We start from the raw sequence: 22973 nt of genomic DNA, 5'->3' as shown, positions 1-22973 counted from the left end.
GCACGAACTGCGTCGATGGCGTTTGCTGCAACAATACGTGTACGACCACGTGTCGATCATGCAACGTTGCGGGCAGCGTCGGAACGTGCTCCGACGTCCCCAAGGGGACGGATGACGGGACGTGCACGGGGGCCAACGTTTCGTGTAATATCGGTGCCGACTGTGACGATGAGAATGGTCAATCGTGCACCGGCGGCAATTCGTGTTTGAGCGGCTTGTGCGCGGATGGTGTTTGTTGCAACTCAGCGTGCAACACGGCATGCAAGGCGTGCAATTTGACGGGCAGCGTTGGCACATGTGGCAATATCGCGTCCGGACAGCAGGATAACAATCCGACGAACATTTGCACCGGAATGAATCAGTGCGACGGCAATGGGGTTTGCAAGAAGGTTCCTGGTGCATCGTGTAGCGCTGGATCGGAATGCTTCAGCACATTCTGCGTCGATGGAGTCTGTTGCAGCTCGGCATGCGGCGCACCTTGCCAGGCTTGTACCATGGCGAAAACGGGTAGCGCAGATGGGATGTGCGCGAACGTCACGACGGGGACCGATCCGGACAATGATTGCGCAATGGATCCCGTGTCCACGTGTGACAGGACCGGATTCTGCGCAGCGGGTGCGTGCCAGAATTATGTGGCTGATACGCAATGTGCCGCCGCGTCGTGTTCCAATGGCATGCAATCGGCCGAGTCCAAATGCAATGGCACCGGAACGTGCGTCGCTGGAATGACGACCTCGTGCACGCCATATGTATGCGATGCAATGTCGTGCAAGACGTCCTGCGGGACCGATTCCGATTGCGTGTCCACGCATTACTGCAGCTCGATGCTGTGCACTCCCAAGTTGGCCGCCGGCCAGATGTGCACCACGGCAGACCAATGTGCGAGTGGTTTCTGCGTAGATGATCGTTGTTGCGCCGAGGCATGTACCGACGTTTGCAAAACGTGCGGCAACACAATGGGCGCATGCTCCAACATTCCACTCAATACCGATGATGACAATCCGGCGTGTACGGGCACGAATACCTGCAATGGCCTGGGCGCGTGTCTGCTGCAGAACGAGGAAATTTGTACGACGGATTCCGAATGCGCCAGCAACAATTGTAGCGGTCCTCCCGGAGCGGCGGTATGCAAACCCTGATGAACCACTCGCGCTCCGGAGTGGCTACGAACCGATTCCTCGACCAACCAATCCAACCATAGCGAGCGTCTCATGCGTCCCTTCATTTGCGCCCTTGTCCTCTGCGTCGGCACACCCCCGCTCTTTTGGTCCTCCACGTCCCATGCGCAGGCCGCCGACGTTGCCAGAAAACTCCTCGAAGAAGCCAAGCGACTCAAAGACGCAGGCAAGCTCCCCGAAGCCTGCCCGCTCCTCGACCGCGCCTACGAAATGGACGCCAAAGATGGCCTCCTCTTCGCCCGCGCCGATTGCCGCGACCAAGAACGCAAAATCGCCGCCGCAGTAAGCCTCTACGAAGCTTACCTGCGGTCGTATTCGCGCATGACCGGTGCCACGAAAAACTCGCACGCCGGCCGTGCTACCATCGCCGAAGCACGCCTCAACGAATTGCGACCCCTCGTGCCGATGATCAAGTTTGTCTGGGCCGAGCCACCGCCCCCCGAAACGAAAATCATCGTCGACGATATCGAATTTCGCGCGTCCACCCTCGACGTCAGGCTCCCGCTCGATCCAGGAACACACGAAATCGTGGTTCTTTTGCCAGGCGAACCCGAACGACGACGAACCATTACCCTTGCCGAAGGCGGATCGACCATCGTCGATCTCACCCCGCTCCCGCCCAAGTCTGCCGAATCGCCGAAGTCGAAGCAAGGAAAATCCAAATCACAAAACGGCACGACACCAAAACCGGTCGCTCCCAGCAAAGTCGATCCGTGGAAAGTCGGGGGTTTCATCGGAATAGGACTCGGAGCTGCAGGCATCATTGCCGGCTCGATCACGGGAAGCATGGCCATTGCCGAAAAACGAGTCGTCGATGCCAATTGCACCCCGGAACATCGGTGCAACCCGACGGGTCTCGCTGCTGCCGACCGATTTCAGACTGTCGGAAACGCCAGCACCGCGGCGTTCATTGCAGGCGGCGTCATTGCTGCCGTCGGCACCACGCTCGTCGTCATGGCGTATCGCCCCGCGGCCTCGTCACGTGCGAATGCGCAACTGCGCATGACGGTCTCACCATCCTATCTTGGTTTTGAAGGCGCTTTTTGATGGGCATGCGAATGCCGAGTTTCATCCACATTGCACAAAGCGCAGCCAATGCAGACGGCTGCATGGAGCTCGACCAACGTTACCCCTTCCTCTTCCCGCCCTTCGCAGGCTTCCCCGCCGCCGGCAGCATCTTCGCCAAAAACGCCCCCGTATACGATTCCTTCACCGCCGCGACCTCCTCCGGCGTTCCCGTCGCAATCACGCGCCCCCCGCGCGCTCCACCCTCGGGACCCAAATCCAATACGTAATCAGCCACCTTGATCACGTCCAGGTTGTGCTCGATCACCACCACCGTATTGCCCGCTTCCACGAGACGCGACAATACCGTCAATAGCCGCCGTATGTCCTCGAAATGCAACCCCGTCGTCGGTTCGTCGAGCACGTACAGCGTGCGCCCCGTCTGCGTCTTCCCCAGTTCCCGGCTCAACTTCACCCGCTGCGCTTCGCCCCCCGAAAGCGTCGTCGCTTGCTGCCCGATTTTCATGTACCCAAGACCCACGTCCACCAGCGTCGTCAAAATACGCTTCAATGCCGTGTGGTGCGAAAACATCGCCAAGCATTCTTCCACCGATGAATCGAGCACCTCGTTGATGTTTTTCCCCTTGTAACGCACGTCCAGCGTTTGCGCATTGTACCGTTTGCCCTTACAAACGTCACACACCACGTACACATCCGCCAAAAAGTGCATCTCCACTTTCACCATGCCGTCGCCATGACAGCTCTCACATCGCCCGCCCTTCACGTTGAAGCTGAACCGTCCCCCATCCCAGCCCCGCGCCCGCGCCTCCGGCAAAAGCGCAAAGATCTCGCGAATGTGATCGAATGCTTTCGTATATGTCCCCGGATTCGATCGAGGCGTCCGGCCAATCGGACGCTGATCAATCGCAATCACCTTGTCCAGCGCATCGAGCCCCTCGATTTTTGTATGTGCTCCCACCGCATCCGATGAATCATGCAATGCGCGACCGAGCGCCGGTAACAAAATGCCATTGATGAGCGAGCTTTTCCCTGCGCCGCTCACGCCCGTCACCGCCGTCAAAACCCCCAGCGGCAACTTTGCGTCGATGTTCTTCAAGTTGTGCTCGCGCGCCCCACGAATCGTAATGAAACCCGCTGGCTTGCGCCGAGTCGCCGGAATTTCAATCATCCGCCGCCCAGCCAAATAATCACCCGTCATGTTGCCTTTTTCATTCATCAAGGCTTCCGGTGATCCATCAAAAAGCACGCGTCCGCCCTCGTGCCCCGCCCCCGGACCAAAATCCACCACGTGATCCGCCGTCCGAATCGTCTCCTCGTCGTGCTCCACAACGACCACCGTATTGCCCAAATCCCGCAATCGCCGCAGCGTCGCAATCAGCATCTCGTTGTCCCGCTGATGCAGCCCAATGCTCGGTTCGTCGAGCACGTACATCACCCCGCTCAGCTCACTACCAAGCTGACTCGCAAGCCGAATGCGCTGCGCTTCTCCACCAGACAACGTCGGACCCGACCTGTCCAGCGTCAAATAGTCCAATCCCACGTTCATCAAAAATCCGAGACGCGCATCGATTTCCCGCTTCACTCCCTCCGTGATCCGAGCTCTCCCGCCTGCAAGCGCCAGCCCCTGCATGTGCGCCAAAGCCTCGGCAACGGTCATCGACGTCACGTCCGTAATGTTTTTCCCCGCAATGTAAACCGCCATCGATTCAGGACGCAGACGTTTTCCACCACAATTTTCGCAGGGCATTTCCCGGAAAAACTTGCGATAATTCTCCCGCGCCATCTCCGACGTCGTATCGCGAAAGCGCCGTTCGAGCCCCGGAATCACCCCCTCGAACTTCATCCCGAACGTTCCGTGACTCTCCGACCCTTCCTTGCCCCATTTCACCGATATCTTCTTTCCCTCCAGCCCGTACAAGATCAGCTCGCGCTTTTCCTTCGACAGCTTCCCGAACGGCACGTCCAAATCCGCGCCGGTCGCTTGAACCACCGCATCCGCAATGCGAAACGTCCATCCTTCCCCTCGACTCATCGCCGATGCCCACGGCGCAATCGCCCCTTCGCGTATCGACAATTTCGGATCGGGCACGATCGTGTCCGGGTCGACCTCCAATCGACTGCCGAGCCCATTGCACGCGGGGCACATACCCAAAGGATTGTTGAAGGAAAAACTCGCAGGCGATAGTTCTGGGTAACTCTTTCCGCAACAGAATCGCGCTTGACTGAACGTTCGCGGCGGCTGCCCCTCGACCTCCACCACCATTTCGCCTTTTCCTTCTCGTAGCGCAAGCTCCACGCTCTCCGCAATGCGCGGCCTGTCGTCTGCCCGAATCGCAATGCGATCCGCAATCAGCGAAATATCGTGCCAGAGCTTTTTATCGAGCCGCGGAACAGCATCGAGCTTCTCCGGTTTACCGTCCACGATGACCCGCGAAAAACCACGCGACGCAAGCTCCTCGAAGATCTCCTTGTGCTCGCCTTTGCGACGAACCACAATGGGCGCCACCAGCGTCGCACGCGTGCCCGACGGAAGCTCGAGCAACGTTTCGACGATTTCATCGACGCTTTGCGAAGCAACCGCCTTGCCACAATCGGTGCAGCGTTGTTCGCCCGCACGCGCATACAAAACGCGCAAATAGTCGTAAACTTCCGTAATGGTTCCGACCGTCGATCGCGGGTTCGTCGAAGCACTTTTTTGTTCGATGGCAACCGTTGGCGAAAGCCCCGAAACATGCTCGACCGCGGGCCTGTCGAGCTGCCCGAGAAATTGCCGCGCATACGCCGAAAGCGTCTCGACATAGCGCCTTTGCCCTTCGGCATACAGCGTGTCGAACGCCAAACTCGACTTTCCCGATCCGCTCGGACCCGTGAAAACCACCAGCTTTCGCTTGGGTATCTCGAGGTGTTCGATGCGAAGGTTGTGCTCGCGAGCCCCCTTCACCACGATGAAATCAGGCTCACGTGCTGCGGCAATCTCAGTCTTGATCTTTCGCATGGCGGGTTTTCCCTGGTCTAACTGAACGCGCGACCTTGTAGCACGCACTCCTACCTTCGTTCAACCGGGAAAATGTCCACGACGAACAAGTCGTGCGCGACCGACTGGGGCCGTTCCGACACTAATGCAATTCTATGTGTACCAGGACACGAATATTTCGTTAGAATGGCGGTCGTGCCCATCGTCTATGCGCTCTTGATTTTGGATGCGATCATCGTCGGGTACGTTACGGTGTTTTTCGTGCTGAACGCTCGGTTCGTCCTGACCAGTTTTCGGCGAATTCGGCACGAGCTCATTTCGGAGATCGCCCGGCCTGCATTGTCTTTCGAACAGGACGTGTTTTTGCCCCTCGTCTCGCTGCTCGTCCCTGCGTACAACGAGGAAGTGACCATCGTCGATAGTCTTCGATCGCAACTGCGATTGCGTTATCGCGCGTATGAAATCGTGATTTGCAACGACGGATCGAAGGACCGCACGGTCGAAGTGCTCCTCGGGGCGTTTCCTTTCGTTCCGGTTGCATACGAACCCATCGGGACCATTGGCACGGCCCATATTCGCGGCATGTGGGAATGCCGCAGCAAACTCCCGGCCAGCATCCGCCGCATGGTCCCATCGACAAAAAACGGCGGAAAAGCCGACGCGCTCAATGCCGCCGCCAACGTGGCCGAAGGTGCTTTCGTCACGAGCATGGACGCGGACAGTTTGCTCGTTCCGGACGCCCTTTTGCTCGCAGTACGAAAAGTCCTCGAAGCTCCGGGCGACATCGTTGCCGTCGGCGTGCAGGTCGGTTTGTCGAACGGATCAATCGTAAAAGATGGAAAAGTGGAGGAATTGCGCCTTCCCAAGAGTCTCATTGGAAAACTGCAAATCGTGGAATACATGCGTTCGTTCGGCAAGGGACGAACGGCGCTGTCCGAAGACAATGCAGTGCTCATTTGTCCGGCGTATTCGCGCTCATCAGGCGCACGGCGCTCTTTGAAGTCGGGGGTTTTGACCCGGCACGTTCGATCGAAATTGCATCGAATACTGTTCGGAAGGTGCCCACACGGTATGCGAGGACATGGAAATCGTCGTTCGTCTTCACCGCTGGCTCCTCGACAAGGGAATGCGCGGTCGAATCATTTGTCTACCTTTTGCCATTGCATGGACAGAAGCGCCGGAGAATTATCGCGACCTTGGTAAGCAGCGGGCTCGGTGGTATCGCGGATTGTGGGAGGTCATCGTGTATCATCGCGCCATCATGTTTCGACCTCAGTACCGCCAAATTGGACTCTTTGCCATGCCATATCAGCTCGTATTCGAAGCTCTCGCGCCTCCCATCGAATGCGTCGGCTACTTGCTCTTGATCCTCACCGCCATTTTCGGCGCCTTGTCGCCGGCAGCTTTGTTGTCATTTCTCGGATTGGCGATGGCCATGAATTTTTGTTTGTCGACATTGTCTATTTTGCTTTGCACATTTTCAGCGTCGAACATGCGCGGGGCGCACGAATCGGTGTCGCTCGTCGCGTACCCGCGGGCCAAGGACACGATCATCCTCGTGTTCGTGGGCCTTTTGTCGAATTTGGGATATCGTCAATATTTGGTGTTTTGGCAGCTTCGCGGGCTGTATGATTTTCTGAAGGGCAACAAGGGTTGGGACAAATTCGGGCGCAAGGGTTTTGCCGTGACGCCTGCGACATCGAATGCTTCATTGCCAGGGTGCGAAGTGAACGTCATCGCGTTCGTGCTCTATGTGGCGCTCGCAATCGTCGCGGTAGCTTTCGTACCGGGCGCTTTTGTCATCGGGCGAGAAGTCGTGCGAAGGCGGCGTGCAAAAAAAGCGCTCGAACGGCTCGTCTTGGCACGCAATGTCATTCACGAGCTGCGACATGTGCCGCCAAGACATTTGGCACGCGCGCTTTCTCGCACATTCGACATGCACACCGTGGAAGCGGCGCTCGAACAAGCCCTCGGGCAAGAGGCCGTATGTGCCGAGGTGTGTGAAAAATTGGGGCTACGTGAGGCTTGGGAACAAACCTTGCGCAATGCACGCTCGTGGAATGAACGCGCGCATGCCGCACGAATGCTTGGAAAATTGCGCGCGATTGCCGCGAGCAGATCGCTCGTCGAAGCGCTGGTCGATCCCGACGAAGATTCCACCGTGCGTTTTGCGGCTGGCGAAGCGATTGGTTCCATCATGGATGAAGCCGTCGTGCCGCATCTGTGCCAAGCGCTCGCGTCGAACGACGATCGAAGTGCACCCACCGTCGCCGAAGCGCTCGTTTCGTACGGTGAATTGGCCATTGGCCCGGTTCTCGAGCTCCTCGCGGACAACCAGCCCTCCGCGCGTACCTGGGCCGCGCGCGTCCTTGGGCGCATTGGTCATCCACGTGCGACGTTGCGCCTCATTTCGGCGCTCGCAGATGCCGACGCGACGACCCGCGCGGCCGCGGCGGAAGCTCTGGGACGCATTGGCGACGTGCGTGCTGCGCGCGCGCTTTGCTCGACGGCGCTCACCGATCCCGCACCTCCCGTCCGAGCATGTGCGGCCTATGCGCTCGCCAAAACGGGCGACAAAGACGCTGCCAAGTCCATCGTTTTCGCGCTGCGCGACCCCGACGCGGAAGTCCGCAGTCGCGCAGCCGAAGCCATTGCAGCGCTCGCTCCAACCGATTGGTCCGTCCTCGAACGAGCTCTCTTCGATCCGTGTGACCGAGTGCGCCGGAGCGCCGCATTGTCGCTCGATAGAATTGGCGCCGTCGCGGCATGGACACGAGCGCTCGGATCGCCCGTTCCCGAAGCGCGAAGTGCGGCTCGAGCGGCGCTTTGCGCGGTGGCCCAAGCGGGTTTGTCCGAGGCGATATCCGCTGCGGCGGCGAATGAAGTTCCCACCGTGCGTGCCGCTGTCGAAACGCTGCTGAACGATGTCCGCTCCGCCAAGCGTGAACCTTCGCCATCGATCGTATCGGCGCGGCGTTCCGCACGCATCAGCTCCAGGCTTCGTGCGCTGAAGGAGCTCGCCTCCGCGGGCACACCCGAAGCGACGGCTGCGCTTGCCGAAGTCGTCGTATCCGACCCATCGCCCCAAGCGCGTGCCTTGGCGGCTTCGTCGCTTTCGCGCTGCAAAGAACGTTGGCTCAGCACGCCGGCGCTTTCTCGCGCGCTCATGGATCCGGCCGCTGAGGTCGCGACCGAAGCTGCGCGGGCGCTCGGCGAATGGCATGGCGCGGAGAGTCGGCGCCTTTCGGATCTTCCGCCTGAAACGATGCGTCGCATATCGGATCTTCCGCCTGAAACGATGCGTCGCATATCGGATCTCCCGCCGGACACGATGCGCCGCATTTCCGAGCTTCCACCCGAGACGATGCGTCGCATATCGGACTTGCCTCCCGAGTCCAGGCGTTCCACGGGGCGCATGGATCAACGCGTGACGCTCGTTTGATTCGGCAACCTCGCAGCGATTCGAAAAGTGAATTTGTTCTGCCCCACATGCTCCTGGTGGTGCTAGAAGAGGCCTCGCAGCCATGGCCAAGAAAACGATTCTCACCGGCATCAAGTCATCCGGGCATCCGCACCTCGGCAACTACGTCGGCGCGATCAAGCCCGCCCTTCAGCTTGCCCAAAACCCCGAACACGATGCGCTTTACTTCATCGCGGACTACCACTCGCTCACCACCGTCCACGACAAGAAGACCATGCGTGACAGCACGCTCGAAGTCGCGGCAACGTGGCTTGCTTGCGGGCTCGATCCGTCGAAGGTCATATTCTTCCGGCAGTCCGACATCCCCGAGCTTTTCGAGCTCACCTGGGTGCTTTCGTGCTTCACCGGCAAGGGCCTCATGAATCGAGCTCACGCCTACAAGGCGATTGTCCAGAAAAACGAGGAAGCCGGTGTCGACGTCGACGCGGGCGTCAACATGGGGCTTTACAATTATCCCGTGCTCATGGCAGCCGACATTTTGATGTTCGGCACGCACCTCGTGCCCGTGGGCAAAGACCAGGCGCAGCACATCGAAATGACCGCCGACATGGCCGGCAGTTTCAATGCCGTCTACGGACCGATTCTCACGGTACCCGCGCCCTGGATCGACGACAAGATGTCCGTCATTCCGGGGCTCGATGGGCGCAAAATGAGCAAGAGTTACGACAACGTGATTCCTCTTTTCGGCGATCCGAAGAAGCTCCGAAAGCTCATCATGAAAATCGTCACGGATTCGACGCCGCCCGAAGTACCGAAGGATCCGCACACATCATCCATTTTTCTCCTTTACAGCGCATTTGCGTCACAAGAGCAAATCGACGCATTGGCGGATCGATATCGCAAAGGCATTGGCTGGGGCGAAGCAAAACAGGCACTTTACGAAGTGCTCGAGGCATTCCTTGCGGAGCCCAGGAAGATTTACGACGACCTGATGGCGCATCCAGAAGTCATCGAAAAGCACTTGGCAGAAGGGCGCGAGCGTGCACGGGCCATCTCCGTGCCGCTCATGCAGCGTATTCGCGAAGCGATTGGTATTGCGTGGTGATGTGCGGTATTTCGAGCGATGTCGCACGTCAAGATTTCGGGCGTGAGCAGATAAGGCACCCGTCACCTCTCACCAACAACTGCGCATCGAGGGAAAGGTCGCGCTTCCGCAGCGATCAGGCGCGCGACGCGGCGAGGCTAAGGCGTGTGCTCCCATCGAAATCGTTCGCGCTGTCGCCAAGCCGCTTGGGTTCGTCAATTTTTACGCGGCGTTCAGGAACATCGCGCGCGAGTGGATAGCCGAGCATCTCCGCGAAGTGGCCAAGATTGCGAAGATTGTTGCTTCCGCTTCGAGTGATCGGCAGTTGCGTAAGGCCTATGCCATGTTGGAGCATCTCCCGCCGCTTCCACGCCGGAGTGGCGGTGGCATGCCGGCGGCCGCACTCCTCACGCCGATGCTCGCCTGTCTCGACCAGCGCCGCCGGGCCCCCATCATCAACAGTCGAGCTGCAGTCCAGGAGAAGCTCCAAGTCCTCGGGCTCCGTTTCGCCACGGTGAGCGAGCAGTTCGATGGCTTCGTGAACCTCATCGGGCAGGTCGGAATTCGGGATGCGTTCGACCTCGACACGTCGGACATGGCCGTCGTCGTCGCTGCGCTCAAGGCGAAGCCTCGCTCGCAAGCAGAGCCGCGTCGAACGTCTGTAACCAGGGTTACGAGGACCCTTGACGAGCGCGACGATGCGGATGTCGAGTTCTTCCGCCAACCCGGCAGCGTCACGATGCCCCGCCTCCACCACACGATGACCAACGCCCTTCGTAGTTTCTGCGAGGCCCATGGCATGGCCGTCGAGCAGGGGTCCAAGCAAGAGTGCATGTTTGACGCGCTCATCCATGAGTACGACGGCGACCGACACCTGCTCGTCGAGGTAAAGACAGATAGCGAGCAGCCGACATGCCGCCTCGCGGTTGGGCAACTCTTCGATTACCGCCGGCAGATCGAAGATCGGGCCCGAACCGATCTCGCCGTGCTCTTCCCCGTGAAGCCCGGCGCGAGAGCGAAGGCGTTCTTCGAAGATGTGGGCGTTAGGCTGCTGTGGTTCAACAAGGATATGACTGCCGTTACGGGGCTCAACGAGGCCTGATCTCTGCCCTATCCCACGATCGCAGCTTGTGTGCGTGGACCTGCGCGATGCCGTCTGCGCCCCTTGGGTCACCGCCCAACAAGCCGCCGATGCCGACCGCGCGCTTCGCGCAGCGGGAGCCCAGGCTCAAGATCGGGCGAGCAACGACATGGCGCAAAAGTGTGGTCGAATGCAGAACTGCCACATGGTGAAATTGTCCTTGTACTAGCTGCTTCCTTCTATTGGGTGCACCCACGCACCTCGAAGCCAACGAATTTCATCTATCGCCCACCATGCGATTCATTCGTCAATGAGAATGTCACCTCAATCGATGCAAACCACCACCATGCGCCGACGAAAATCTCCTATCGCACAAGGAGTCCACTCCGTATCATCATGAGTTTTTCGTAGTGAGCAACGTTTCCGATCCATCGCCCTAGGAAAATGTTGCAGAGCACTACGAAAATTGTGTCGGGCGATCGGGACAGCGCTTCGGCCCATACGAACATTTCCCTGGCCCCGAGTCTCCGGGACCATCGATATGGAGCAATTGTGCTTCGGTACACAAAAATTTTTCGGTGCCAAGGACGTCGCTCCTTGGCCCATAGGAAAATTTCCTCGGCGCCGAGTCTCCGAGACCATCGACCGAGGAAACGATTGCCGACAGCGACAAAAATGGTGTCGTGACCTGGGAGATTTTTGTGGCGCGATGCACACCACACCGCGGAATCGAGCTTTTTCGAGTTGGCACGTACGGGGAACTTGCACTGCACTTCGCAAATGTGCGATGGTCGGAAAACTCTGGGCTTTCGCACAGAGAGAAAGGTCAACCATCGTGAGCGATCCCAAACATCCCAAGGTCGGTGATTTGATCATCGATGCGACGGGTATCCCGCTTTCCGATATCACGCCGGACCGTGTTCGTCAGTTGACGAAGGTGCGAGATGGGTACGAAACCGTCGTGACGCACGTGGTGCAACTCGCTGCGGCCGATGTGGAGCGTGCAGGACTGAATCCCGCGGAGATTCAGCGCTTGCAGGCGTTATCGGCTGAAGATGCGCATCTGGGGGAATTGCACGCGGCGGCGCAAAAGTTGACGGAATTGCTCTATGAGACGCGTCTCCAACGACGGCACGAAATCGCGACGCTGCTGGCCGAATTCGCGGCCCAAGCACGGCGTCGCGCGGACCGCGTGGAGAACAAGCACGAAGTGCTCGGGCCCGTGGCCACGTTGCTCGACTACCAGTATGGTCCGGCCAAACAGGCTGCAGCCACGAAAGAAGCAGCGCAAGGTGGCGGGAAGGATCCCGGCACGACGCCGTGAGCGATTGCGGCGTAAATCAAATCATTGCTGCGTGACGGCCTTTCGGGGCCGTCGCGGATCATGACCGCCGCAAAACGAGTTGCGACCTTTTAGCTGTGGCTACTCAGGGATCTCGGGCGAACCGGGCCACGTAATGCCCACCTTTTGAAGCATGTCCTGTGCGGCAAGCAACCGCTCGGGATCGGGCGGCGTGGGGAGCAGCGTCGCGAGCTCATCGGCGGTCAGTTGCGTAGGGCCGGCGAGGGCGCGCTCGGCCACCGCCTCGACGAGATCTCGGATGGGCTCGGCTCGATCGAGCATGGCCTGCGTCAGGACCGGCTCGTTTGGCTCCCGCGACGGGCGGTGGAGCGTCCCCCATGCAACCCGGCCCCACTCGGCCAGGCGGCGGGCGCCGGGAACCGTTCGATCGTCGCGGTCGAAGAGCGTGCCCCCGAGGCGTTCGCCGTCGCGTAGCCAAAAACCAATGCTCGCCAGCTTCTCCCCGTACACCGGCCCAGATACGAGCATGCTTGTGGCAAGCTCCAACGCAGCTTCGAGATCCGCGGGAAGGTCGGGTACGGTCGCGCGTACGTCGTCCGGACCACCTTTCACCGCGTCGATGGCGAGGCCGAGGTGCTCGATGGGACCATACCCGAGTTGGTATGCGAGGCCCACGATGCCGGCTTCGTTCCACGCGATGACCTCATAGTCTCCGGTGCCGTCGCTAGTGTAGAAGGCACCTCGCTGAAGATCGCCTTTCCACCGTGGGATGATGCAGGCGGTGAACGGATAGCGCCGGAGCGGGTCTAGCTGCGCGAGGACCGCTTCCACATAGGCGCGCTTGGCAGCGCGGACGATGGCATCGCGGTCGAAACCGAGATATCCGAGCCGCGACAATCCGCAGCGCACTGTCTTGGGCGGGCGCGTAAAGGGGTTGGGGCCTTTGGGCCGCGGCGGCGGGTCTGGGATCTTGGGCGAACCGGGCCAGGTGATGCCGACCTTTTCCAGCATGCGTTGAGTGCCGAGCACACGCTTGAGGGGGGGCATGGAGAGCGGGTAAAGCATCGCCTCGAGCTCCTCGGCGGTGAGTTCCGTGGGGCCTTTCAGCCTTCGATCGACCACTGCGTCCATAAACGCGTGGATGGGGGCCTCGACGCGGTCGCGCTCTGCCAAGGTCGCCCTGGTGTCTGGATGAGAACGACGATAAATCTGGGGCAGGAGCCTGCCACGTCGAAGCAAGCCCCACATGACGAGTCGATCGGCGCCTGCAGATGTCGGGTCGGTAAAGAGCGTGCCGCCAATACGATCGCCATCGAGCCAGAAGCCCACACCCGCCAGCTTCTCCGCATTGCGTCCCTTCCCGAGCATGCCAGCGGCCATCGAGAACGCGGGTTCCAGCCTGGCAGGAAGGCCGGTCACCGCCGCGCGCACGTCCTCCGGGCCGCCGGTCACGTCGTCCTCCGCGAGGCCGAGCTGCTCGATCGGGCCAAAGCCGAGCTCATATGCGAGTCCGACGACGCCCTCCTCGGTCCACGCAACGACTTCGTGGTTTCCATCCGACCCGCTAAAGAAGGCGCCCCGCTCGAGGTCGCCGCTCCATTCCGGATCGTCACTGGCCGGGAACGACAAGGGCAGGCTTCGGTGGGTGGAGTGCTTGACGATGGCTTCAAGGTATGCTCGCAACGCAGCGCGCACGATGGCATTGCGGTCGAAGACGAGGCTGCCGTACCGATGCTCCCGCTCGATCATTGGGTCGCGTTACCGCGGGTTGGTCAGAGCGTCAACGAGGTTCTGACCAACGTGTACTCACGTGGATCACGGGGAGTACGCTGGCACTTTGTGGAGTATCTTCACCTCGTCCTCCGGCGGATCGTCGTTCGAGAGACACTTGTTGAGCTTCTGCGAAATGACGGCTGCGTTTTTATACGAGTTCGTGCCCCAAGGGCAGCAGCGTTTGTCCTTCCTGGGCACGACGTGGTGCACATTGGGCTTCGTTCCGACAGGATCAAACGGATCTTCGAGAAAGTCCGGCTCGGTGCATATCTCGGGGCTGCCCTTCTTACAATCACAAGGGAACTTGAAGCCCGCAAGATCGGACTTGATCGTGCCGCCGTTCTTTTTTCGGTTGACAGCGAGAACCCAGTCTCTTTGCTCAAGGACACCCCCATCGCCGTCGGGGATCCCGCTGTTGGCGTCGAACAGATTGCCTGGAGCGACACCTGCCGGATCGACCAAATTCCGGTACGGCCCGTTCACCTCCGTCGGGACGCCATCGACCACGACGAGCGGTGTTTGTCGCGGCGCATTCGCGAACCTGATGAAGATCTCGTGCGCGACATCCGGACCCACCTGGAGCCGGAAGTCGTCAGAGCCGGGGATCGGTTGACATTCGTAACTCTTGTCGTACGGCGCAGCTCCAAATAGGTCGGCGATCTGTTTGGCATCATTACACGCTTTGGTCTTCAGCTCCTTCTCCTGATAGAAGCAATTGAACGTATCGTTCACGGACATGTAGCAAGGCGAGCCAAACGCCGCGATGTACTTCGCGCGTAGCGCAAGATCGTCTTTCGGATTTCCTGAGGAGCGGGATGTACCAACGCATGCACGGATCTTCAATGTCGTCAGGACATTCCTCCGGCGTCTCCGTTGATGTGTCGGGCAGCGTAACGCGCGGAGGTAGCTGCGTGCCGGCATCACACGCTCCCGTCATCCATGCCCCACCAAAGCCCAATACCAGCGCGCCCAGCATCGCCGAGCGGCGTCTCGTCATTGCTTGCATGGAGTACGGAATCGCACGTTGCGCGGCTGGGCTACAAGGGAAAACGCGGTTCTTTGCTTCATTCGCAGAATCGAAGCGCTACGCACTGAACGGTTCGTTCACTTCGGTGGAGGGATCGACGATTCGACCCCGAGGAAAACATCGTCGACCGCGAAATCATTGCCCGATGCTTGGGTATTCGCATTGACGAGCCTCAGGGTGACGGACGTTGCGCCACCCGAATTCCACGTCGTGCTCAGCCCCTCCCAAACGCCGAGTTGTGATGAAGTTCGGGTTCCGAGCAGCTCGTCGTTCGCGTAAAACGACAGCTCCGACGGGCCCACGGGGTTGATACCATCCCCGTAAGGTGGCGGGCAACAAGCATTCATCACCCAGGCCTCGAAGAAATACTTGGTTCCGGATTTACGGCAATCGGCCCGGAGTACCACACGCGATCGGGCGTCGCCTTCCCATTACCGATGAACATCAACCCGTCCCCGGTCGTGTGATCGCCAATCATCAGCAGATTGCTATTGAATGCCTGCGGATTCGTTCCGACCGTGTATTCGCCTTCCACCGTGTTGATATCGGCGTAGCTATAATCGGAGGAAAATTGCGTATTGCCCGCCGAGAAGTCACCGTTGGGCACGAGGTTTGGCACGGGCGGTTTCGATCCATCCTCGGGCCCGGCGTCGTCGGGGCCAAATCCGCCGTCGAAGAGATCTCCACTCCGAAGAACTGCTGCTCGTTTGCATTGCGCCGCCCGAACCAGACCCCGTGCCACCGCTGCCTCCAGCACCGACGTTGATCGAGGGTGCCGGTGAGCACCCGAAGAAAAAACGCTGCAGCGACCAGGGCGGGCTTGCTCCTGTTGCATGCAGTCGCAAAACGTCAACGGAAAGACCAAGGAACGTTGAAAGCTGCTCATGAAGTCGACCTCACGACCGACCATGAAAAGCGATGACACGGCCAATGTCAAGTGCGTCAATGAGCGCACGCTTCAAAGAACGACGGCACCCATTCCGCTCAAAATGGCCCGCTCTCTTCAGCCAGCACCGTCACGACAGGCTCGTTTTCGACGAGCTTGCGCACCGAATCCATTCGACGGTCACGGTACCAATCCCCGAATCGAGGTTGCACGCCGGGATTCCAATCAGCACGGGGTCGGTGAGCGCTTTGGAAAACGTAATTTCGGTCCCGTTCTCCTGCCAATTGAACCCGTCTGCCGAATAAAATGCACGCGATCGATTGCCCATGCGCGTCACCCGCGCATATTCCGGCGTCGGGTTCGTTCCAGCGATGGCCACTTCAGCCGTGCTCGCGTTGTCCTCGAGACGATAGGAATTGGTTCGAGCTGATGCGCTGAAAACAGGCGACATGATGCGATTGCGCGATTTGGCACCCGTACTTTGCCGAATCATCAGACCCCCCATCTTGCTCCAATCATCCAAAGCGCCTCCCATGGACGTCACGTACGTATCGGCCTCGAAATCGCCACTCACGTCGTGATGCAAAAACACGAAGCTGTCCGACGAGGCCCAAATCGCCCGACGACACGGAAAGCGTCAGCGCAGACCCTGCTTCCGCGGCCGCTCCTTTGGCGCCACCAATGAGCGACAGCGTAAAGCCACCACTGTCCACCACGCCGTCGTCGAAGTCGTTCCAAATGAGGTACACTCGATTCCCATCCGCAGGAGGTTTTGCAGCGGTCGGATCGCCGTAATAAATCCAATAGGATTGGTCGACGGCCGAAGCCTCGATGGGAGCCGTCGTGCGGAACCACAAGCGTGTTGACGTGCCGTTCCACGACGATACCGGATCCAGCACTCGGTCGAGCTCCGTCAGCATACCCCCGTCGTCGCGGAAGATACGCACGTCGTTGCCCGTCAGCAGCGACTTGGATTGCCCCGTGAGCGACCAGTGGTCGAGCGGGACGACGATGGAGTAATCGCTGGGAATCGCCGACGCTTGCGCCTGAATGTGGAGACGCCGTCGATACGCGTAAGGAATGACCGGCATCGACCCGCCGCCTCCGCCGCTGCTCGACGCGGTGTCATTCATTCCGCCGCTTCCGCCTGCGCCTCCGGTCGATGCGCTGCTGGACGTGTCGCCTCCCGCAGCTCCGCCCGAGCCTGTGGTGGAGGCGCCGAAGAGACTGACGGGTGCAGTACCCATCGAATCGAGTGAGCATGCAGGGCTCAGGAGGCTCACGCCCGTGAGCAGAAACAAAGCGGCCGAAATGGGCGATGTAAACAAGCCGTGGAGGCGTTTGGAGGGCGCAATCATTGGAATGAGCGTGATGATACATGCAAACGGCGCGCGTGTCATCCCTCGCTTGTGGTCTTTTCCGACATTGTGCGTCGGTGATGTGTGATTAACAAAACAGTATGCTGGCTGTCACGTATCAGTGCCGCACCACGATCCCAAGCTCGAACGTATGTTGCACTTGACGCGCGCCGCCCTTTGGACCTCGCAATGCAAGTCCGTACAGCGGTTCAATGGAGAAATAACCCTACGGGCGTCATTCGCACACCCACGTAAAATGAATCATTCACAAGATCCAGGAGCTGAAACACGGCCGGCAATCGTTCGGCTTCCGCTCCGTGGGCATATCCCCCTCGCACATCGAGCCACGGCAAAACCGTTCGCCCCACGGATACCCCAACCGCATGGATCCATCGGCTCGACGCTTCGTCCTCGCGGTCCCGCAAGCGCACGTGCGTCAGCCAATACGTCGCATCGATTCGCAATTCGCCACGCAATGTCAGCCCGATCGATGGGCTCGCTCCATGCGTTTCGACGGCATCCGCAAAACGGCGAAACGTATATGCAAGACTGCTCGAAAGCCACGGGCGGAAGGGCAGGGTGACCTGACTACGAACGCGCACGACGGGCACTGCATTGGCCGGCGCGCCGAATGCGGCTTCTGCTCCGAACGACAATCCCGGCGCAAATGTCAAATGGGCGCCTCCGCCGTACGTTGCGCCATAGGCCCAGTCACCTGACAGCGACATGGGCCGGCCGCCTTGCTCCGTATCGAACGAAAGTCGCAATCGATGGATCGACTGCGACAAACTCACGTCCACTTGCCCGAGCGCTGGCGAGCCGTTCCTAAAGACGAGCCCCCGTGTCGTCACTCGCGCCGAACGCGTGTACATGCGATACCGCAATGCCCGAATGTCGGCGTCGTTCGGCGCGAGTCGTTCCGCTTTTTCAATGAGCGTGCGAGCTTTCGTGACGTTGCCGTCGGCATGCAAAAGCCGCGCGCGCAATGCCAAAAGGCCCGGTGTGCCCTGATTTGGCGCCTCGTCCAAGAGCCGCTCCGCATCGTTCCACCGATGGTCCCACACGAGCACGTTGAAAAGCCCCGCTCGCACGTCGTCGTCGCTCGGATGCCGCGCCAATACGTCACGATGAAGCTCTTCGGCGCGGTCGTACTCGCCACTCCACGCATGCACCCGCCCAAGGCCCGCTCGCGCTTCGTCATCGCGTGCGTTTCGCCCGAGCAGCTCCCCGTAGATGCGCCGCGATTCGTCGAAATCACCGTCCAGCGCAGCTTGCCGAGCATCCTGCAACGCCGCTTCACGATGGACGCTGCCCGGGGCCGCCGCGGATCGTGCTTTGGCCGTGCAGGACGCATTCAGCGCGAGCAGGCTTGCCAGCACGAAGGCCGCGTCTATGCGACGGCCCCGGCACCAAGCCGGCGAGCGCTGGCAACGCACGCTCCGAGCGTCGCATGAGGGCAGGGCAAACGCACATCACGAGCACGAAACGGAGGCGGCATGTCCGAGGCGTGCGGAGAACGGACATGACCACCCCCCAAAAAATCCCTCTTCCGTCTCGGTCGTTGCGCGATACCATCATCTCCACATCGTGGAACACGCCCATCACTTCTTGACCAGGCTCGATCGACTCTCGATCCCTCACGTCGAGCTCGCGCTGTCGCTTTACCGCGATCACGAGCTCATGAAGTACATCCTCGATTCGGCCAAAGTCCCCGAGGGAGTCGAGCGCATCGCGCTCTCTCTTGCCGATCCCAATCGAGGTCCCTTTCTCGTCGTCACGCGTAGCGGCAAGTTCGTCACCTGCCTTGGCGAAGGCATGCGCAAGGGCGCGCTTCCCGTCATCACCCGCGAGAAGCTCGATGGCATTGCCACCAGGGTCGAGGTCTTACGAGGGCGCATGGAGGTCGCTCGGAAGGTCACCGGCGAACGAGGTGGCGTGGGCAAGCTCTTTCGCCGTCTGCATGATGCCGGGCCGCGGCTATCGCGCGAGGAGTTTACTGCTGCCGCAGCCTGGCAACCCATGCTCATCACGGACTTCATACGCTGGATGATCGATACCGCCGACGACGTCAAAAAGGCGCGCGTCATCCTTTACGGCAGCTTCGGCGATCGGACAAACTCAATCCAAAGTTCGAGGATGCGGCTCGCAGCTATTACAACAGCGTGTGGTTCATCGGCCACATGGCGGCGCTCGGGGCGCTCGACGGCAGGCTGGCGTTCGAGGATTGGCCGGAGAAGGCTCTTCAAGAAATGCACAAGATGCCGTATGCGTGGTCGGCCGTGCGGCAAGGAATGATTGGCCCGGCGCTGCGAGGTATTTGGGGCGCAGGGCGAATGGGCGAGATGCTCCTGCAAACTTACAAAAGGCTTCATGGTGAGGCGACGACGCTCTTTCGAGTCGTCGAAGCGACGTTTTCTTTGGCGGCCATTGGATTGCGCCATTCGCGGCTCGCGGCAGAGGCGGAGAAGACGCTCATTTCACCGCTGCCTCGCTCGGTTGGCGGCGAGATGTATCAAAAGATCCTCGACCATATCGCGAAGGAGGTATCTTTGACGTTCCGGGTGACGCGCGAGGAGCCTGACTTCATGGATCCGGTGCATTTGAAGGTCGGCGGGAAGCTCGCGGTGCAATTGGCCGCGTGCGCAAAGCCAGGGTCACGATTCAAGTTCACGAACGAAGACGACGTGCTGGTGGATCTCGCATATGCATTGCCGTGCAACATCGCGCATGAATTCGCCGGCGAGTGGAAGAATTTCCAACTCATGACCGTCGTTTTGCCCTGGCTTGCGACCGCCGAGGCCGAGCAGCTCTATCTGCCCGCCGAATATCTCTCTGAAGTGCAATACGCGTACGAAATCGACGACGTCATGCCGCTGCTCCGCGCGTTTCGCGACATCGAGGCGCATGCGCCCGGTCCGACGCGATCGACGCCCAAAGGATCGGCTCGCAATGCGCCTTGTCCATGCGGGAGCGGGGTCAAGTACAAGCGTTGTTGCGCGCTGAAGACGGCGGCTGTCGAAAAGGACGAGGACGACGACGAGGAGCCGTGTGCCGCACTCGCCGCGGAGTCGCCAAAAGAAACGATGGATGGGGCGTGAGCGGCTGAACGAAAGCGTTTCGCGGATTCACTCAGCCGTTCTTCTCACCAAGATCGCCACATCACCGCTCTGCATCGGCGTTCTCCTCACCAGGATCGCCACATCACCGCTCCGCATAGGCGTTCTTGCCAGCAAGATCGCCACATCACCTCTCTGCATCGGCGTTCTTGCCAGCAAGATCGCCACATCACCTCTCTGCATAGGCGTTCTTGCCAGCAAGATCGCCACATCACCTCTCTGCATAGGCGTTCCTCTCCCAGAAAACGGCTTCTCGGACGTCTGCAAGGTCGATTTTTCTTCCAAGATCGCCATTGCGGAACGGATCTTGCCCAAGATGTTCGGCTCACATGCGGTGGAAACCTGCGTCACGAGCGTACGATATCGCACGTCACGGCAGCCGAAGCATACAGCTTGCAGGGTAACCGTCGATACCGCCCGTCGAATAAGGCGACGGCTCGCCATTACGATGCTCGGAGATGAACTTGCTCACCATTGCCGGCGTCACCTCGGGGTGCGGCGTGTGGCCCTGCATGTGAGCGCAATCGACGACGATTCGGCCATGCGCCTTCAGGAACGGAAATGCCGCCTGCGCCGCGTCCTCCAGGTTCATGATGTTGAGCACCGTCACGTCCTTCGGCCCCCCATGCGTGAGCAGCACCGTGCCTCCATCGGCCGAATCGAGCGCCGGCCAATTCCAATCGACATTGAAGAGTTTCACGAGGTCCTCCTGCGCCGGGTCGTTGAACCAAGCGCCCGATACGGCAACGATTGCACTGAGAAGCCCCGGATGACGCGAATGCAATAAGCTGGTCATGACCGAACCCGCAGAAAACCCATACGAATATATCCGCTTGGGGTCGATGTCGAATTGCTCGTGAAAACAACCCACCATTGCCTCGAAAAACGCGATGTCCACATTCGTGTCGGCAGGCGTGCCCTTGGCAAGGTCCCAATCGAGTCCAATCGGCGGTGGCAAACCCGTATCGTCCGGCGTGACGACGACGACGGGCAATGCTGGATTGGCATCGGGATCGAGCGCCGAGGCTTCGCGGAAATCCGCCGCAGGTTGGCCATACCCATGCCACGAAAAGAGAAGACCCAGCGATTGCGACGGGTCCGCAGGAAAATCAGCATAAAACACGCGCTCGGCATCCCCCACCGTGAGAGTATTCTTGCCAGGAACGATCGTTCCGCCAGGACACGTAAACGTAATGACCGGGCCACCTCCGCCGCTCCCGCCTCCACCACCTCCGCCAGCGCCGCCAGCGCCGGAACTGCTGCCCGTCGTGCCGCCTGAGCTCGACGTCGTGCCCTCATTCGTGTTCGGCTCGCCACCGCCACAACCTGCAAGCATCAGCGCAGCCAGGCTCACGATTGCGCCGTTCACAAAGAGCCATCGATCCCACAGTGAACGCTTCGCCATGTCATCCCTCCTCAATGAAGTCTCTCATGGTATACACGCAGTATACCTTGCTGCCAACAAGCTTCTTCGTGCAGCAAAACCAAGCCGGAATCGCCCGGCCTCGAAGGCACCATGGCCATGACGAAAGCACGCATTTCACCCGGCGGATTCTTCGACCTCGGGCCCATCAACTGGATCCTGTGCAGGCTCATTTCGCTGGGCGCAGGCGCCAAGGACGCGCATCTCTTCAGCACGCTCGCGCGCCAGCGTTCGTTGTTCCGCGGCTGGCTATCGTTCGCTTCGCGCATGATGCCCGGCGGCACCATCTCGCGACACGAAACCGAGCTCGTGATCCTACGCGTCGCGCACGTGCGACAGTGTCAGTACGAGCTGGATCATCACGTGCGGATCGGACGGCGCGTCGGCGTGACCGACGATGTGCTCGAGCGCATTTTCGCGGGGCCGGAGGCGCATGGGTGGAGCGATCGGCACCGCGCGCTCTTGGCTGCAGTCGACTCGCTGCTGACGACGAAGAACATCGACGACGCGGGCTGGGACGCGCTTCGCCGGCACTACGACGAGGCGCAGAGCGTCGAGCTGTGTTTGCTCGTGGGGCATTACGACATGTTGGCCATGACGATCGCTACGTTGCGCATCGCGCGCGATTTCTGACGCGTTCACTCGCCCGGCGGCATCGCCGTCACGCCGGGGCCATCGCCCGCAAGCGTCGCGGTGGCGATGCGCATCATCACGCGTTTGATGCGCGCAACACCCGCATGCGTCACGTGTCGACCCTCGTTTCCCTCTTCCAGCATGACGCGTGTGACGCCTTCGAGCGCCAGGACGAGCGCGCGGACGAGCAGCGGATCGACGCTTCTGCCGGCTTGCGCGTTGACGGCTGTCGCGAGCAGCGAGACGAGCATGTCGTGGACTTGCATGCGCCGCGTATGGAGCGCCGATTCGCGACGTTGCGCTTCACCTCCGAGGACGAACACGAGGCGTCCGAAGTCGCGAGCGCTTTGCAGATGCGCGTCGATGCATCGTTCGACTTGGCGCAGGGGGTCTTTTTCTTCGCTGACGGCGAGCCTGCATGCGTCGAGTAACCTATCGGTGCCCAGCCGATAAAGGACCGCAGCGACCTCTTCTTTGCTTCCGTAGAGCCGGTAAAACGTGCGTCTCGAGACGCCGGCGGCTTCGAGGACGTGTTCGACCGAAGCGGCGCGCACGCCGTGCACCGCAAAGACGCTCGCGGCACCCTGAAGGATCATGGCGCGCGCACTGGCCTCGCCGAGCTGAATGCCGGAGGAGCCATGAGGACGAGCTGCGGTCTTGGCGGACTTTGAAGCACGCATCGGCGCGGAG

21 protein-coding genes and 2 pseudogenes are annotated in these 22973 nt (G+C 60.2%); 12 read left to right on the top strand and 11 right to left on the bottom strand.

Annotation, left to right across the window (positions count from 1 at the left end):
• Both IPM54_08255 and IPM54_08250 read left to right on the top strand, forming a co-directional pair.
• Positions 1-1139: hypothetical protein (locus IPM54_08255; protein MBK9259815.1), on the top strand; the 1139-nt coding region annotated here is incomplete at its 5' end.
• 72 nt (positions 1140-1211) lie between these two features.
• Positions 1212-2225 (top strand): tetratricopeptide repeat protein, encoded by a 1014-nt coding sequence (locus IPM54_08250; protein ID MBK9259814.1) that lies wholly within the window; start codon positions 1212-1214, stop codon positions 2223-2225.
• A 79-nt stretch (positions 2226-2304) separates the two neighbouring features.
• Here the strand turns inward: IPM54_08250 and uvrA are convergent, their stop codons facing one another.
• A complete protein-coding gene (uvrA, locus tag IPM54_08245) occupies positions 2305-5199 on the bottom strand; it encodes an excinuclease ABC subunit UvrA (GenBank protein MBK9259813.1) in 2895 nt (964 codons plus the stop codon).
• 72 nt (positions 5200-5271) lie between these two features.
• On the opposite strand from uvrA, the pseudogene IPM54_08240 reads away from it, so the two are divergent.
• From IPM54_08240 to IPM54_08215, 6 genes and pseudogenes are all read left to right on the top strand, one after another.
• Positions 5272-5694: pseudogene (locus tag IPM54_08240) on the top strand (glycosyltransferase).
• 66 nt (positions 5695-5760) lie between these two features.
• A pseudogene (locus IPM54_08235) lies at positions 5761-5988 on the top strand (glycosyltransferase).
• A gap of 271 nt (positions 5989-6259) precedes the next feature.
• Complete coding sequence (locus tag IPM54_08230; GenBank protein ID MBK9259812.1) at positions 6260-8620, top strand: HEAT repeat domain-containing protein; 2361 nt, start codon at positions 6260-6262, stop codon at positions 8618-8620.
• An 82-nt stretch (positions 8621-8702) separates the two neighbouring features.
• Positions 8703-9704, top strand: coding sequence for a tryptophan--tRNA ligase (locus IPM54_08225; protein ID MBK9259811.1), 1002 nt, complete (start codon positions 8703-8705; stop codon positions 9702-9704).
• Between the two features lie 256 nt (positions 9705-9960).
• On the top strand, positions 9961-10785 hold the full coding sequence (locus IPM54_08220; protein MBK9259810.1) for a hypothetical protein: 825 nt from the start codon (positions 9961-9963) through the stop codon (positions 10783-10785).
• An 814-nt stretch (positions 10786-11599) separates the two neighbouring features.
• A complete protein-coding gene (locus IPM54_08215; protein MBK9259809.1) occupies positions 11600-12088 on the top strand; it encodes a hypothetical protein in 489 nt (162 codons plus the stop codon).
• Between the two features lie 99 nt (positions 12089-12187).
• Here IPM54_08215 and IPM54_08210 read toward each other — a convergent pair whose 3' ends face one another.
• From IPM54_08210 to IPM54_08185, 6 genes are all read right to left on the bottom strand, one after another.
• On the bottom strand, positions 12188-13816 hold the full coding sequence (locus tag IPM54_08210) for a hypothetical protein (GenBank protein MBK9259808.1): 1629 nt from the start codon (positions 13814-13816) through the stop codon (positions 12188-12190).
• A 66-nt stretch (positions 13817-13882) separates the two neighbouring features.
• The gene (locus IPM54_08205) at positions 13883-14578 is read right to left on the bottom strand and encodes a hypothetical protein (GenBank protein MBK9259807.1); all 696 of its coding nucleotides are present in this window, start codon (positions 14576-14578) and stop codon (positions 13883-13885) included.
• A gap of 366 nt (positions 14579-14944) precedes the next feature.
• Positions 14945-15214, bottom strand: a complete 270-nt coding sequence (locus tag IPM54_08200) for a hypothetical protein (GenBank protein ID MBK9259806.1) — start codon at positions 15212-15214, stop codon at positions 14945-14947.
• Positions 15214-15609 carry a hypothetical protein gene (locus IPM54_08195; protein MBK9259805.1) on the bottom strand — a complete coding sequence of 132 codons (396 nt, stop codon included), beginning with the start codon at positions 15607-15609 and terminating at the stop codon, positions 15214-15216. The genes IPM54_08200 and IPM54_08195 overlap by 1 nt, the downstream gene beginning before the upstream one ends.
• 274 nt (positions 15610-15883) lie before the next feature.
• Complete coding sequence (locus IPM54_08190; protein MBK9259804.1) at positions 15884-16246, bottom strand: hypothetical protein; 363 nt, start codon at positions 16244-16246, stop codon at positions 15884-15886.
• A gap of 22 nt (positions 16247-16268) precedes the next feature.
• On the bottom strand, positions 16269-16844 hold the full coding sequence (locus IPM54_08185) for a DUF2341 domain-containing protein (GenBank protein MBK9259803.1): 576 nt from the start codon (positions 16842-16844) through the stop codon (positions 16269-16271).
• On the opposite strand from IPM54_08185, the gene IPM54_08180 reads away from it, so the two are divergent.
• Positions 16834-17199, top strand: a complete 366-nt coding sequence (locus IPM54_08180; GenBank protein ID MBK9259802.1) for a hypothetical protein — start codon at positions 16834-16836, stop codon at positions 17197-17199. The two genes, IPM54_08185 and IPM54_08180, sit on opposite strands and share 11 nt — an antisense overlap.
• A gap of 121 nt (positions 17200-17320) precedes the next feature.
• On the opposite strand, the gene IPM54_08175 is transcribed toward IPM54_08180, so the two are convergent.
• Positions 17321-18490 carry a tetratricopeptide repeat protein gene (locus IPM54_08175; protein MBK9259801.1) on the bottom strand — a complete coding sequence of 390 codons (1170 nt, stop codon included), beginning with the start codon at positions 18488-18490 and terminating at the stop codon, positions 17321-17323.
• 208 nt (positions 18491-18698) lie between these two features.
• Here IPM54_08175 and IPM54_08170 point away from each other — a divergent pair, with 208 nt between their 5' ends.
• Both IPM54_08170 and IPM54_08165 read left to right on the top strand, forming a co-directional pair.
• Complete coding sequence (locus IPM54_08170; protein MBK9259800.1) at positions 18699-19406, top strand: hypothetical protein; 708 nt, start codon at positions 18699-18701, stop codon at positions 19404-19406.
• A complete protein-coding gene (locus IPM54_08165; GenBank protein MBK9259799.1) occupies positions 19361-20209 on the top strand; it encodes an SEC-C domain-containing protein in 849 nt (282 codons plus the stop codon). The genes IPM54_08170 and IPM54_08165 overlap by 46 nt, the downstream gene beginning before the upstream one ends.
• Positions 20210-20236: 27 nt before the next feature.
• Here IPM54_08165 and IPM54_08160 read toward each other — a convergent pair whose 3' ends face one another.
• Entirely contained in the window at positions 20237-20578 is a 342-nt protein-coding gene (locus tag IPM54_08160; GenBank protein ID MBK9259798.1) for a hypothetical protein, read from the bottom strand.
• Between the two features lie 19 nt (positions 20579-20597).
• Positions 20598-21632, bottom strand: coding sequence for a hypothetical protein (locus tag IPM54_08155; GenBank protein ID MBK9259797.1), 1035 nt, complete (start codon positions 21630-21632; stop codon positions 20598-20600).
• A gap of 117 nt (positions 21633-21749) precedes the next feature.
• Here IPM54_08155 and IPM54_08150 point away from each other — a divergent pair, with 117 nt between their 5' ends.
• On the top strand, positions 21750-22283 hold the full coding sequence (locus IPM54_08150) for a carboxymuconolactone decarboxylase family protein (protein MBK9259796.1): 534 nt from the start codon (positions 21750-21752) through the stop codon (positions 22281-22283).
• A gap of 5 nt (positions 22284-22288) precedes the next feature.
• Here IPM54_08150 and IPM54_08145 read toward each other — a convergent pair whose 3' ends face one another.
• On the bottom strand, positions 22289-22963 hold the full coding sequence (locus IPM54_08145; GenBank protein ID MBK9259795.1) for a TetR/AcrR family transcriptional regulator: 675 nt from the start codon (positions 22961-22963) through the stop codon (positions 22289-22291).
• Positions 22964-22973 lie beyond the last annotated feature (10 nt).

Source organism: Polyangiaceae bacterium, from assembly GCA_016715885.1.
In the GTDB taxonomy this organism is placed as follows: domain Bacteria; phylum Myxococcota_A; class Polyangia; order Polyangiales; family Polyangiaceae; genus Polyangium.
Note: the sequence above shows the minus strand (reverse complement) of the source record. Positions and strands in the feature narration are given on the sequence as shown.

Bases quoted from the DNA above. Each gene is read 5' to 3' on its own strand.
- IPM54_08150 (MBK9259796.1), top strand. From the start codon at position 21,750: ATGACGAAAGCACGCATTTCACCCGGCGGATTCTTCGACCTCGGGCCC.
- IPM54_08180 (MBK9259802.1), top strand. From the start codon at position 16,834: ATGACCGGCATCGACCCGCCGCCTCCGCCGCTGCTCGACGCGGTGTCA.
- IPM54_08250 (MBK9259814.1), top strand. From the start codon at position 1,212: ATGCGTCCCTTCATTTGCGCCCTTGTCCTCTGCGTCGGCACACCCCCG.
- IPM54_08185 (MBK9259803.1), bottom strand. From the start codon at position 16,844: ATGCCGGTCATTCCTTACGCGTATCGACGGCGTCTCCACATTCAGGCG.
- uvrA (MBK9259813.1), bottom strand. From the start codon at position 5,199: ATGCGAAAGATCAAGACTGAGATTGCCGCAGCACGTGAGCCTGATTTC.
- IPM54_08230 (MBK9259812.1), top strand. From the start codon at position 6,260: ATGGAAATCGTCGTTCGTCTTCACCGCTGGCTCCTCGACAAGGGAATG.
- IPM54_08165 (MBK9259799.1), top strand. From the start codon at position 19,361: ATGCACAAGATGCCGTATGCGTGGTCGGCCGTGCGGCAAGGAATGATT.
- IPM54_08200 (MBK9259806.1), bottom strand. From the start codon at position 15,214: ATGAATGCTTGTTGCCCGCCACCTTACGGGGATGGTATCAACCCCGTG.
- IPM54_08210 (MBK9259808.1), bottom strand. From the start codon at position 13,816: ATGATCGAGCGGGAGCATCGGTACGGCAGCCTCGTCTTCGACCGCAAT.
- IPM54_08205 (MBK9259807.1), bottom strand. From the start codon at position 14,578: ATGTCCGTGAACGATACGTTCAATTGCTTCTATCAGGAGAAGGAGCTG.
- IPM54_08225 (MBK9259811.1), top strand. From the start codon at position 8,703: ATGGCCAAGAAAACGATTCTCACCGGCATCAAGTCATCCGGGCATCCG.
- IPM54_08190 (MBK9259804.1), bottom strand. From the start codon at position 16,246: ATGATTCGGCAAAGTACGGGTGCCAAATCGCGCAATCGCATCATGTCG.
- IPM54_08155 (MBK9259797.1), bottom strand. From the start codon at position 21,632: ATGGCGAAGCGTTCACTGTGGGATCGATGGCTCTTTGTGAACGGCGCA.
- IPM54_08145 (MBK9259795.1), bottom strand. From the start codon at position 22,963: ATGCGTGCTTCAAAGTCCGCCAAGACCGCAGCTCGTCCTCATGGCTCC.